12 protein-coding genes are annotated in these 12,339 nt (G+C 65.9%); 1 reads left to right on the forward strand and 11 read right to left on the reverse strand.

All coding sequences use genetic code 11. The features are described 5' to 3' along the window. Nucleotides 1-34 precede the first annotated feature (34 nt). The 9 genes from RA19_RS17980 to RA19_RS18020 all read right to left on the reverse strand — a co-directional run bounded on the left by RA19_RS17980 (nucleotide 35) and on the right by RA19_RS18020 (nucleotide 8,836). Entirely contained in the window at nucleotides 35-1,063 is a 1,029-nt protein-coding gene (locus tag RA19_RS17980; RefSeq protein WP_039165199.1) for an ABC transporter ATP-binding protein, read from the reverse strand. Further along, complete coding sequence (locus RA19_RS17985; RefSeq protein WP_039165201.1) at nucleotides 1,063-1,848, reverse strand: ABC transporter permease; 786 nt, start codon at nucleotides 1,846-1,848, stop codon at nucleotides 1,063-1,065. The genes RA19_RS17980 and RA19_RS17985 overlap by 1 nt, the downstream gene beginning before the upstream one ends. Next, on the reverse strand, nucleotides 1,845-2,708 hold the full coding sequence (locus RA19_RS17990) for an ABC transporter permease (RefSeq protein WP_039165204.1): 864 nt from the start codon (nucleotides 2,706-2,708) through the stop codon (nucleotides 1,845-1,847). The genes RA19_RS17985 and RA19_RS17990 overlap by 4 nt, the downstream gene beginning before the upstream one ends. A gap of 167 nt (nucleotides 2,709-2,875) precedes the next feature. Further along, on the reverse strand, nucleotides 2,876-3,907 hold the full coding sequence (locus RA19_RS17995; RefSeq protein ID WP_039165205.1) for an ABC transporter substrate-binding protein: 1,032 nt from the start codon (nucleotides 3,905-3,907) through the stop codon (nucleotides 2,876-2,878). Between the two features lie 29 nt (nucleotides 3,908-3,936). Continuing rightward, nucleotides 3,937-4,872, reverse strand: a complete 936-nt coding sequence (locus RA19_RS18000; RefSeq protein WP_039165207.1) for a PfkB family carbohydrate kinase — start codon at nucleotides 4,870-4,872, stop codon at nucleotides 3,937-3,939. Continuing rightward, the gene (locus tag RA19_RS18005; protein ID WP_039165209.1) at nucleotides 4,869-5,867 is read right to left on the reverse strand and encodes an ADP-ribosylglycohydrolase family protein; all 999 of its coding nucleotides are present in this window, start codon (nucleotides 5,865-5,867) and stop codon (nucleotides 4,869-4,871) included. Before RA19_RS18005 ends, RA19_RS18000 begins: the two co-directional genes overlap by 4 nt. Further along, nucleotides 5,864-6,586: a GntR family transcriptional regulator gene (locus RA19_RS18010; protein WP_039165211.1), complete on the reverse strand. Its 723-nt coding sequence runs from the start codon at nucleotides 6,584-6,586 to the stop codon at nucleotides 5,864-5,866. The genes RA19_RS18005 and RA19_RS18010 overlap by 4 nt, the downstream gene beginning before the upstream one ends. Before the next feature lie 165 nt (nucleotides 6,587-6,751). Next, nucleotides 6,752-7,876: an aminotransferase gene (locus RA19_RS18015; protein WP_039165213.1), complete on the reverse strand. Its 1,125-nt coding sequence runs from the start codon at nucleotides 7,874-7,876 to the stop codon at nucleotides 6,752-6,754. Nucleotides 7,877-7,894: 18 nt separating this feature from the next. Further along, a complete protein-coding gene (locus tag RA19_RS18020; protein WP_039165216.1) occupies nucleotides 7,895-8,836 on the reverse strand; it encodes an ornithine cyclodeaminase family protein in 942 nt (313 codons plus the stop codon). 117 nt (nucleotides 8,837-8,953) lie between these two features. Between RA19_RS18020 and RA19_RS18025 the strand changes: the two genes are divergently transcribed. Then, a complete protein-coding gene (locus RA19_RS18025; RefSeq protein WP_039165218.1) occupies nucleotides 8,954-9,787 on the forward strand; it encodes a response regulator transcription factor in 834 nt (277 codons plus the stop codon). A gap of 75 nt (nucleotides 9,788-9,862) precedes the next feature. On the opposite strand, the gene RA19_RS18030 is transcribed toward RA19_RS18025, so the two are convergent. Both RA19_RS18030 and RA19_RS18035 read right to left on the reverse strand, forming a co-directional pair. Then, nucleotides 9,863-11,041, reverse strand: coding sequence for an acetyl-CoA C-acyltransferase (locus RA19_RS18030; RefSeq protein ID WP_039165220.1), 1,179 nt, complete (start codon nucleotides 11,039-11,041; stop codon nucleotides 9,863-9,865). A gap of 2 nt (nucleotides 11,042-11,043) precedes the next feature. Continuing rightward, complete coding sequence (locus RA19_RS18035) at nucleotides 11,044-12,336, reverse strand: ArgE/DapE family deacylase (protein ID WP_039165222.1); 1,293 nt, start codon at nucleotides 12,334-12,336, stop codon at nucleotides 11,044-11,046. Between the last annotated feature and the right edge of the window lie 3 nt (nucleotides 12,337-12,339).

Genomic DNA, 12,339 nt, shown 5'->3' on the forward strand with positions numbered 1-12,339 from the left:
AGAGGGGCAGCGCCCCTCCCCCTCCTGCCAGCCCCTAACCGTTCAGCGCAATGGTCTTGCTGCTGTCCCACGACAGCCACACAGGCCCCTGCTCCGGCAGCCCCTGCAAGTCCTGGTCGCGCCCGATCACCTTCAGGCTTTCGCCCTGCCAGTCCAGGATGCAGGTGCCCATGGCGCCGCCGAAGACCTGCTGCACCAAATGCGCCTGCAGCTTGTTCGGCCTGTCCGGTTCCTGCAGCGAAACCTCGATGTTCTCAGGCCGGACTGCCGCGGTCGAGCCCGTGCAGCCCGCAATCAAGGCCCCATCCGCCAGCCGCAGCCCGCCTGCCTCCGGCGTGCCGTTGAACAGGTTCGCCTCACCCAGGAAACGTGCGGTAAAGGCATCCTGCGGATCGTCGTATACCGCGCGCGGCGGGCCGTGGCGCACCAGCCGCCCGTCTTTCAGAATGCCGATCTGATCCGACAGGGTCAGCGCCTCTTCCTGGTCGTGGGTGACAAAGATCGTGGTGATGCCGATCTCGCGCTGGATCCGCTTCAGCTCGATTTGCATGTCGACCCGCAGCGCCTTGTCCAGCGCAGACAGCGGCTCGTCCAGCAGCAGCACCCGCGGCTGGGTCACAATCGCCCGCGCCATTGCCACCCGCTGGCGCTGGCCGCCCGAGAGCTGATGCGGCTTGCGCTCCCCCAGATGGCCCAGCTGCACCAGTTCCAGCGCCTCCGCCACCCGGCGGGCGCGGTCGGCTCCGGAAACCTTGCGCACCTCCAAACCAAAGCCGACATTCTCCGCCACGGTCATGTTCGGAAACAGCGCATAGTTCTGAAACACCATGCCGATCTCGCGCTTCTCCACCGGCACGTTTTCCACCGGATCACCGCCGATGATCACCCGCCCCGTATCCGGCGCCACAAAGCCGGCAATCGCCCGCAGCAGCGTGGTCTTGCCGCTGCCCGACGGCCCCAGCAGGCCAAAGAACCCGCCGTCAGGAAAGGTCAGCGACACATCATCCAGCGCCCGCGCGGGGCCGTAGGTCTTGACCAGATGCTCTACCCGGACTTCGCCCATTACTGTTCGCCTCCGAAATTTGAATAGCGCGCGGCCAGCAGCATGATGCCCATGGAGACCGCGATGATGATGGTGGAGACCGCGTTGATCTCCGGTGTGAAACCCTTGCGGATCGAGGTGTAGATCAGCACCGGCAGGGTGCTGTCGCCCGGCTCCGACAGGAAGTAGGAGACCACGAACTGGTCAAAACTGACGGCAAAGGCAAAGAGGCCGCCCGCGATGATCCCCGGCAAAATCCAGGGAACAGTCACTGCCATGGTCACCTTCCAGGCGCTGGCCCCCAATGAGCGCGCCGCCTCTTCCAGCGTCCTGTCAAAGGTTGCCAGCCGCGCCGTCACCACCACGATCACGTAAGGCAGCGCCAGCGCCACATGGCCGATGATCACCGCCGGCGTGCCGCGGTCCAGACCAATGCCGAAGAAAAAGATCAGCATTGCGGTGCCGGTGATCAGCCAGGGGATCGCAATCGGCGGGAACAGCAGCAGCTGCAGCACCGTCTTGCCGGGAAACTCATAGCGGAACAGCGCAATCGACGCCGCGGTGCCCAATGAGGTGGCAATCACCGTCACCACCACCGCAATCCAGACCGAGCGCCAGGCCGCCTCCAGGATTTCGTCATTCTTCCACAGCCGCTCGTACCATTCGGTCGAGAAGCTGAACGGCAGCTGGTAGAATTCTGACGCGTTGAACGACATCGCCGCCATCACCAGGATCGGCGCATAAAGGAAGAACAGGATCAGCCCCAGATAGGCTTTGCCCAGATGGGCCAGCAGCCGGTTGCTCATGTCCGCGCCCTCCGCAAGACAGGGCTGAAGGCGCCCAGGATCACCAGCACCACGGCCAGCAGGATGAAGGACAGCGCCGCGCCCAGGGGCCAGTTGAACACCGCCACGAACTGGTCCTCGATCACAGTGCCGTAATAGGTGCCGCGACGCCCGCCCAGCAATCGCGGCTCCATGAAAGAGCCCACCACGGGTACAAAGATCAGCACCGCACCGGCCAGGATGCCAGGTGCGGCCAGCGGCAGGATCAGCCGCGTCAGGATGGTGCGCCGCTTGGCCCCCAGCGACCGCGCCGCCTCGATCAGGCTGTCGTCAATCGCCTGCAGCGCCAGGTAGGAGGTCAGGATCACGTAAGGCAGATAGGAATGCACCAAACCGATCACAATGGCGGTGGGGCTGAACATCAGGTTGATGCGCACGTCCCAGGGCAGCACCGCATTGGCGGCAAAATCCAGCACACCGTTGCCGCGCAGCACAATCGCCCAGGAGAAGATCCGCACCAGCGAGTTGGACCAGAACGGCAGGATGACCAGCAGGAACAGCGCCTCGCGCGAGCGGCCCTTGATCACCTTGGCCAGCACATAGGCGCATGGGAACCCGATCAGCACCGAGATCCCCGTCACCATCAGCCCCAGCTTCAGCGACTTCCACAAAAGCGTCGCATAGGTGCTGGTCTGAAAGAACTCCTGATAGTTCTCCAGCGTCCCATGCCACTCGCGATCGCCAAACGGCACATCGGACAGAAAGCTGAAGAACACCATCGCCGACAGCGGCAGGAACACCGCCACCGTCAGCCACAGATACGCCGGGGAAAGGAGCGTGAACGCCCGTATCCGGTCCTGTCTGGCAGATAAGCTGCTCATCTCAATTCCCTTGGGGTCATGGCATTTCGAAACCTAACCTGATTGAATCCCCGGGCCGCTTGCGGCCCGGTTCGCGCCCGTCCCCGCCCCCCAGGGCGGGCGCGAACCTGTTGTTGCGGCAATCATCAGCGGCATGCAGCTTTGCTTTCAGATAGCTTTGGCCCGCCCTACTGCGCCGCCTTCAGCTCTTGCCAGAGCTTCAGGTAGGTCTCACGGTTCTCTTCCGACACCGGCCGCATGAACTGCACCTTGGCCACGGTCGCCGGATCGCCCAGCACGGTGCGATTGAAGCTGGTCTCGGGCAAAGCCGCCGCCGCCTTGGCGTTGGAGGTGGCCGGCGCGCCTTCGGCGTCCCATTTCACATAGAACTCGGGATCGACCATCCAGTCGATAAAGGCGTGTGCGGCCTCCTTGTGGGTCGAGCTTGCCGGGATCGACAGCCCGTCCAGCCAGCCGATGGCGCCTTCATCCGCCACCACAAAGGTGATCGGCAGCCCCTTGGAAATCGACCGCGAGGCAGAACCCGACCAGTAGGTCGCCACCGCAAAATCGCCCGCTGCCATGAACTGGTTCCAGTCGTTCTCCGAGCCCCAGAAAGTGGTGATCTGCGGCAGCAGTTCGGTCAGCTTCGCCTTCACCGCATCCATGTCCTGGATGTCGTTGATGTTCTGCCCGGTCGCCATTGCGGCAAACTGCACCGCCTCCAGCCCGTCGTCGCGGATCGACACGCGGCCCTTCAGCTCCGGATCCCACAGCACCGACAGCGAGGTCGGCGCATCGGGGAATTCGCCTGCATTCACCGCGAGCGAGGTCAGCCCCCAGGTCCAGGGCACCCCATGCAGCGCACCGCCCGGATTCAGGTCCTCATTGCCCGTAAGGTTCGGGTCCAGATCGGCAAAGTTCGAGATCAGCGCCGCATCAACCGGCCCGATCAGCCCCTCTTCCTGCGCCTGCGCGGTATAGGCCGCGTTGACCAGCACCACGTCATAGGCGCCCGGATTGGTGCGCAGCTTGGTCAGCATCTCCTGTTCCGAGGTGAAATACTCATGCACCACGGTATGGCCGGTGGCTTCGGTAAAGGCCTCCAGCGACCAGTCCAGATCGGTGCCGTAGCCTTGCCAGTTCAGCACCCGGATTTCATCGGCCAGCGCTCCCTGGGCAGCCAGGGCCAGCACCGATGCGGCGAGCAGTTTCTTCATGATATCCTCCCAGATATGTGTGTGGTGTGTCAGGCCGGGGCCTCTGCGCGCTCCAGCACGCTTTGAACCTCGTCCCATGCCGGAGCCGTTGATGGCCCTCGTCTGGTTGTTGAAAGCGCCGCGCTGATGTTGGCTGCCCGCGCGGCCTCCGCCGCCGCCCAGCCCTGCGCCATCAGCGCGATGAAGGTGCCGGTATGGGCATCGCCTGCCCCGTTGGTGTCTACTGCCGCAACCTTATGCCCCGGCAGATGCGAGACCGCCCCACCCGGCAGCGCCAGCCAGCAGCCCTCGGCCCCCGCCCGCACCAGCGCGCCGCCCTTGCGGCCCTCCGCCAGTTTGCAAGCGGCCTCCACCGGGGCCGAGAGGCCGGTCAGCACCCGCGCCTCCTCAGCATTGGCCGTGACCCAGGCCGCAGCACCCAAAGCCGCCGAAACGGCCTCCGCCGGAAGTTCCGCCACCAGCGGGCAAGGGTCGAACACCAGATCAAGCCCGCGCCCGGCCTGCGCCTGCAGCCAGCGCGTCAGCGCGTCCCGGCTGCCCGGGTAGTGCAGCGCATAGCCCGACAGCAGCAGCCAGTCCCCTGCCCCGGGGACGATCCGCGCCAGGTCCGCATCCGTCACAACCCCGTCCGCCCCGGAAGAGGCGATGAAACTGCGCTCGCCATCGCGGTCGATCAATACCGTGCAGCAGCCCTGATCCTGGCCGTCCAGCCGCGGCCGCAGAATGCCGATGCTCTCGTCTTTCAACGCGGCTTCGGCAATCCCGGCAAACGCCCCGCTGCCCAGCGTGCCGCCGTAATCCACATCCAATCCGGCCCGGCGCGCTGCCACCATCGCGTTGAACCCGCCGCCCGCAGCAATGGCGCTGCCGTATACCACGGCCTCGGTTCCGGGCGCCGGCACCGCGTCCACCGAGTAGATCATGTCGATGATCACCCCGGACAGCTGGATCAGCCGCGCGCTCATCCCGAAGCCCTCTGCGCACGCAGCTCCAGCAGCCCCTGCGCCACCGGTCCCAACTGCAGCCCGTTGGCCTCCGTAACCTGCGCCAGCTTATCTGCCGGAAAGGCGTCGATCCCGGCACAGGCCCCTGCCATGGCGCAGGCAATGGCGCCGATGGTGTCGGTGTCATCGCCGAAATTCGCCGCCAGCAGCGCCGCCTGCCAGGGATCGCCCTGTGCCAGCCGTACAATGCCAAAGGCCGCCGCCACCGACTCCCGGCTGGCAACCGAGTTGCCTGCAGCCCGCAGCAGCGCCTCTTCGCCGCCGCTGTCTGCAGCCTCAACCGCGCGGGCAATCCGCCCGGCCATATCCTCTTCGCCAACCGGATAGCCCCGGGTGCCGCCGATCCGGGCCGCCTCCCGCGCCGCGGGCAAAGCCGCCTCGAAATCTGCGCCGTCAATGCCGCAGCTCACCGCCATCGCCACGGCCGACGCCGCCGCAATGGCCTCGCGCGTGGCATGGGTCACCCGGCAGGCCTCGGCCACCTTGGCCACCAGCGCCTCAATATCCTGCGAGTGGCATGCAATCCCCACCGGCGCAATCCGCATCGCCGCGCCATTGGTGGTGCCGCCCCTGCCGGTCTCGCTGGCCGGCGTGCCCGCCAGCAACGCATCCAGCGCCGCTTTCGACGAGGGCCCCAGCAGATCCCGCAGGCCCCGAGCCCGCACGTCGGCTTCCCAGTCCAGCAGCGCCCGCGCCCAGCGGTGATCGTCAAACCCGTCCGGGTTCTCCAGCAGCAGATCCGCCAGCAGCAGGGTCTGTTCTGTGTCATCCGTCACCTGCGCAGCCCGCAGCCCGTGCGACACCGGGTGATCCGGGAAAGGATCGATGAAATCCGTGATCCGCCCGTAGGCCGCCCGGATCTGCGCCCGCGGCAGGGTCTGCGCCGGCATGCCCATGGCATCCCCCAGGGCCACCCCGGCCAGCGCCCCAAGCGCCCTATCGAACCGTTCCGTCAAAACGAAATCCTCAAGCCAAAGCGGTCCGGATCGAGGATGCTTTCCACGAACTCCAGCACGCTGCCGTCCTCGCAGCGGGTCACCCGCTGCAGCCGCAGCATCGGCGCGCCGGCCGGGCGCTCCATGATCGCCGCATCCACCGCTTCCAGCGCCGGGATCACCCCGGCGGTTTCTTCGCCGCTGGCCGCCGCCAGGCCCTGCCCCGCCAGCGTTTCATTCAAAGAGCCGTCCTGCAGCCCCTGCTCCAGCACCGCCTCAAATCCATCGCGCCACGGCAGCCGGCTGCGCTCCAGCGAAATGCCCTGCCCCGCGGTGCCGCAATACCGCAGACGGTCCAGGCACAGGTAGTCCTGTTGCCCGCCAAGTGCCGTATCTGCCCGGGCGCACCCGTCCTTGCGCAGCGACAACAGCCGGGTCGACACATCGCCGCCGCCCTCGGACAAGGCCACGGTCCAGCCTTGATTGCTGTCAATCGTCGCCCCGTCATAGGTCACAAAGGACCCGATCCCGGTCCGTGTGGTGATCAGCCCCTGGCGCGACAGCTTCTCCAGCCCGCGCCGCACCGTGTTGCGGCTGACCGAGAACCGGCGCATCAGCGCGCCTTCGCTCTCGAGCTGGTCGCCATGGCCAACACGGCCCTCGCGGATCTCGCGCTCGATGGTCTGCGCCACCTGCTCAGATTTTGGGAGTCCGACGTGTTTCACTGGCTTGCGAGTCATAGTACCTGTTCCTACCTGTACCTTTTGGTATTCGTGCTGTTCTGTCAAGAGCCCTGCGCGCAGGCGCTGGAACCGCTTTCGGACGTCTATAACAAAATCAGCGCCGGAGACCTCCGGCGCTGTTCAATTTATCATGTTTTGTTGCAGCTTAGCGGGCCGCAGGCCTCACTGCTCCTGTGCCGACAGAAATGCCGTAACACGCTCCAGACCCTGTTTCAGAACCTCCGGCCCGTTGGCATAGCCAATCCGCACATAGCCCTCCATGCCCAGGGCCGACCCCGGCGTGAACATCACCCCGGTCTCCTGCAGCAGCGCCACGCAGAACTCCCGCGAGCTCATCGGCAGATCATATTTCAGCAGCGCCGTGGTGCCGGACCGCGGCTTCACCCAAGAGATCCGCGGCTCCTGTTCCACCCACGCTTCCAGGATCGCCAGGTTGCCGCGGGTGATCCGCTGGCTGCGCGCCAGCACCGCCTCCCGGTTCTCCAATGCCAGGGCTGCAAAATGGTCGTCGATCATCCCCACCGAGATGGTGTCGTAATCGCGGTGAATGGCCACTGCCTCGATCACCTCCCTGGGCGCGGCAATCCACCCCAGCCGCAGCCCGGCCAGCGAATAGGCCTTGGACATGCCGGCGGTGGAGATCCCTTTTTCATAGATATCCGCGATTGAGGCGGTCATCCCGTCCCCGTCCTGATCGGTGCCGCGGTAAACCTCGTCGCAGAGGATCCAGGCGCCAGCTTCCCGTGCAATCGCCGCAATCTCCTCCAGCATCGCTTGGTCCATCAGCGCCCCGGTCGGGTTGTTGGGGTTGTTGATGGCAATCAGCTTGGTCTCCGGCGTCACCAGCGCCCGCAGCTCCTCCAGGTCGGGCAGAAACCCGTTCTCCTCGCAAAGGCGCAGCTGATGCACATCCGCGCCGATGCTCGCGGGGATCGAGTAATGCTGCTGATAGGTCGGCACCACCGCCACCACCCGGTCGCCGCGCGCGACCAGCGTCTTATGCACCAGCATATTGGCGCCGATGGTGCCATGGGTGACGATCACATTCTCCGGGCTTTGCCCCTTGTACAGAGCCGAAATCGCGTTGCGCAGCCGGTCCGAGCCCTCAATGGCGCCATAGGTCATTTTCATGCCCAGCAGCTCAGACACATCGGCGGAGTTTCTCCCCGCCAGCTGCAGCAACTCGTCAATAGTCAGGCTCTCGACACAGGTCTCGGCGAGGTTCCATTCGCATTTGGTCTCCCACTCGTTCATCCAGATTTCAACGCCAAAGGGTTCGATATGCATGGATCACTCTCCTGTCTCTCAAGCGCTTGCGGCGCGGTAGATGGCATTGGCGATGGCGATGTCTTCCAGCCCCAGCCCGATCGAGCGGAAGAACACCGGCCGCCCAGGCTCCGGCCCCTCACACGTTCCGGCGGCCAGCCCCGCCAGATCGCCCCGGAGCTGATCCGCGCTCCAGCCATGATCCCGTGCAGCCAGCACCATCTCTCCGGCGCTTGCCGGCGTGGTCTCACGATAGTCGCAATAGACCTGCGCCGAAGCCAGAAACGCGGGCGCGATCTCATGCGCCTCAGCCGCATTGGTGCTGATCGAGGTGACCAGCGCCCCCGGCGCCACCGCCGCGGCGTCCAGAACCGGCGTGCCCGACGAGGTGCACAGCATCACTACATCCGCCTCCCGTGCAGCCTCTTCGGCGCTGACGGCAAAGGCAGCCTCCGGACAGATCCCGCGCCAAGCGGCCTGCTTGCCCGCGTCCGCACCTAGGCCGGGCGAATAGACCCGCACCTGCTGCCAATCGCGCAGGCCCTGCACATGCCGCCAATGCGCCTGCGCCACGGCACCGGACCCGATTATGGCTACCGTCTTTGCCTCTTTCCCAGCAAGCAGATCCACCGCCAGCGCGGTAGTGGCTGCAGTGCGCTCAGTGGTCAGCCGCCCGGAATCGCACAGCATCAGCGGCTGGCCGGTCTCCATCGACATCAGAACCGTCCAGGCGGTGATCACCGGCCCGACCTCCCGCACCAGATAGGGCGAGAGCTTCGCACCAAACGAACCGCCCCCGGCGCCCAGATAGGTGATGAAATCCCCCTGCCCTTCCGGAAACAGTGTCAGCGTCTGCGCCGGCTGCACCGCTTGGCCGCGGCCCAGTTCGGCAAACAGCGCCCGCATTTCCTGCAACACATCGACCTGCGGCAGCAGCCGCGCCACGGCTTCGGCATCCAGAACAATCGGGGGAGTCGTCATCGGCACATTCCTTCTTTGCCCGCGTCTCTAAGGAGCCCCCGCACCCCGCGCCATCCTCCCCAAGGATGATGCGCCCACCGCACCGCCATGTTATGCCGCCGGAACCAGGAGGATGATGTGGACTATCAGGGCACTGACATCGAAACGGCCAACAGCGCGCTGGCCCGCGTCATCGACGGCAGCGGCGGCGCACCGGAGCTGATTGCCGCCGCCCGCCCCCTGCTGCCCTTCACCGCCGCCTTCTGCGTGGTGAACCGCCCCGGCCAGCGCCCGCACTACCTGGATGACACTTATCCCGACGGTGCCGCCAAGGACGCGGTGCAGCTCTACGTCAGCAGCACCTACCTCTTGAACCCAGTCTACAACGCGCTGCTCGACGGGCTGCAGCCCGGCCTCTACCGGATGGCAGACCTCGCCCCCGACAATTGGAACCCAGCGCCGGAAACCCCCGGCATTCTGGTCGAAGATGCCGAGGAAATCGGCTACCGCACCCCCGGCTGGCCCGCAGGCCTGGTGGAGCTCACGCTGCTGACAGAACTGCCCGGCGGCGCCATGGGCGAGATCAGCTTCGCCCGCCCCGCATCCGAAGGCGGCTTCCCGGATGATCTTCTGGCGCGCCTGCGCCCCTTCCTGCCGCTGTTCGCCGCCGCCTTCCGCCAGCTCTGGTCCCGGCAGGCCTCGACCTTGCCCGCCAGCCAAAGCCCCCAGGAACCGGACCGCAAGCTAAAGGATTTCGCCCGCACCATCCTCTCCCCGCGCGAGGCGGAGGTGGTGCAGATGATCCTCAAGGGCCACTCCAGCCTGTCGATCAGCCTGACCCTGGGCATCGCCCTGCCGACGGTCAAAACCCACCGCAAGAACGCCTATGCCAAACTGGGCATCAGCACCCAGCAGCAGCTGTTCAACGCTTTCCTCGAATGGCAGGGCGAGGAACGCAAGACCCGCACCTAAAGGCTGCGCCACCCCGCGGATCTCTGAACCCTTTGCGCCTGAATTTGAACGCCGCAGATTTAGCGGCTGCCAGCCCTACCCGGCCACCTCAAACAGCGCCGCGGCACCCATGCCCCAGCCGACGCACATGCTCACCACCGCATAGCGCACGCCGCGGCGGCGGCCCTCCAGCAGCGCATGGCCCGCCATCCGCGCACCGCTCATGCCATAGGGATGGCCGATGGATATCGCGCCGCCATTCACATTAAGCCGCTCCGGGTCGATCTCCAGCTTATCGCGGCAATAGACCAGCTGCGCCGCAAAGGCCTCGTTGATCTCCCACAGTCCGATGTCCTGCACCGTCAGCCTATGCCGCTGCAGCAGTTTCGGGATTGCCAGCACCGGTCCGATGCCCATCTCCTCCGGCGCGCAGCCCGCCACCGCCATGCCACGAAACACACCCAAGGGCGCCAGCCCGCGCCGGGCGGCCTCCGCCCCCGACATGATCACACAGGCCGCGGCGCCATCCGACATCTGGCTGGCATTGCCGGCCGTGACGCAATGCCCGTCGCCCATCACCGGCGCCAGACCCTGCAGCCCCTCCAAAGAGGTCGCGGGCCGGTTGCACTCATCCGCCGCCAGCGTCACCGCCTGTTCGGAAACCGCGCCAGTCTCCCGGTCCCTCACCAGCTTCACCGCACGCACCGGCACGATCTCGGCGTCAAAGTGCCCCGCCGCCTGCGCCGCCGCCGTGCGCTGCTGGCTCAGAAGCGCATATTCATCCTGCGCCGCCCGGCTGACGCCATAGCGTTTGGCAACCTCCTCCGCCGTCTCCAGCATCGGCATGTAATATCCATCCCGCACCGCCGGAATCCGGTGATGGGTGCCGTTCCAATCCTTGTTCTGTACCAGCGAGACCGAGTCCACCCCGCCGGCCAGCGCCACCTCCGCCTCGCCCAGCCGCACCTGATTGGCCGCCACGGCAATCGCCGACAGCCCCGAGGCGCACTGCCGGTCAAGAGTCGCCGCCGAAACACTGTCCGGCAGCCCGGCGGCAAAGACCGTATGGCGCGCCGCATTGATCCCCGTGGTGCCCTGGGTTAAGGCGCAGCCGAGGGTGAAATCCTCAATCTCGCCCCCTTCCAGCCCAGCCCGCGACACCGCGGCCAGCACAGCCTCCGCCGCCAGCACCGGTCCCTGAGTGTTATTGAAAGCGCCGCGATAGGCCTTGCCGATGCCTGTGCGCGCGGTGGAGACGATGACGGCGTCCTGCATGCTCAGACCTCCTCCAGCCCGCACCAATCGGCAATGAACAGCGCGGTGGCCTGGGTGATGCGGCGCACCGACTCCATATCAACCCGCTCGTTAAAGCCGTGAATGGCCTCCGCCACCGGCCCGTAAACCAGCGCCGGGGTATCCGCATAAAGGCCAAAGAACCGCGCGTCCGTTGTGGCGGTGATCGCCATCTTGTCCAGCTCCTTACCGGTGACAGCCTCATGCGCCTGCCCCAGCGCCGAAACCGCCCCATGCGCGTTCGGCACGTCATGATCCGCCAGCGCATAGCCCTCGGCGTGGAAGCCGTGATAGACAATCTCCGGCGCGTTGTTGCGCAGGAAGGAGTGGGTGTGCGCCGCTTCCATCAGCACCGCCTCGATCTCGCGCTTGGCCTCCTCCAGGTCCTGCTCCGGAAACAGCCCCATCCGCACATCGAACACACACCAGGCCGGCACCGAACTGGTCCAGTCGCCGCCCTGGATCTTGCCCACATTCAGATTGAGCGCATGATCATGTGTGCAATAGGCGTGATGGCGGCACTCCGGCCGGTTCCACCGCGCCTCCATCTCATGCAGGGCGCTGATCAGCGGGATTGCCGCCTCAATCGCGTTGGAGCCGCTGCCCGCATAGGCCACATGGGTGGGCATCCCCTTCAGATGCACCTGGAACCAGATCACCCCCAGCTGCGCCGTCACCAGGCTTTCGGCAAAGGGCTCGGGGATCAGCGCCGCATCCGCCCTATAGCCGCGCTGCAGGCAGGCCAGCGCGCCGTTGCCAGTGCATTCCTCCTCGACCACCGACTGATAAAACACATCCGCCGCCGGCGCCGCGCCGATGCTGCGCAGCGCATCCAGCGCAAACAGATTCGAGGCCAGCCCCGCCTTCATGTCGCCAGTGCCGCGCCCGTACATCCAGCCGTCATCCACCCGCGGGTCATAAGGCGGCGTGTCCCACATCCCCAAAGGCCCCTCGGGCACCACATCGATATGGCCGTTCAGGATCAGGCTGCGGCCCTTGCCCGTGCGGCTGCGATGGCTGCCGACCACATTGACGGCATCTTCATAAGGCCCCAGCACCGGCGAGAACCCGGGCAGATGCGAGATCTCATCGACATCAATCTGCCAGCGGTCTACCGCATAGCCGCGCCCGGTCAGTTCAGAAGCCATGAAATCCTGCGCCGACTGTTCATTGCCGCGGGTCGAGGGGTGGCGGCTCAGCTCCAGAAGGAACTCGGTCTCGCCGTCGAACACGGCATCCACCGCGTGCAGGATGCGGGTTTGGGTCTGTTGATCCATCGC

The sequence above is a fragment of the Leisingera sp. ANG-M1 genome, assembly GCF_000813745.1.
Taxonomy (GTDB): Bacteria; Pseudomonadota; Alphaproteobacteria; order Rhodobacterales; family Rhodobacteraceae; genus Leisingera.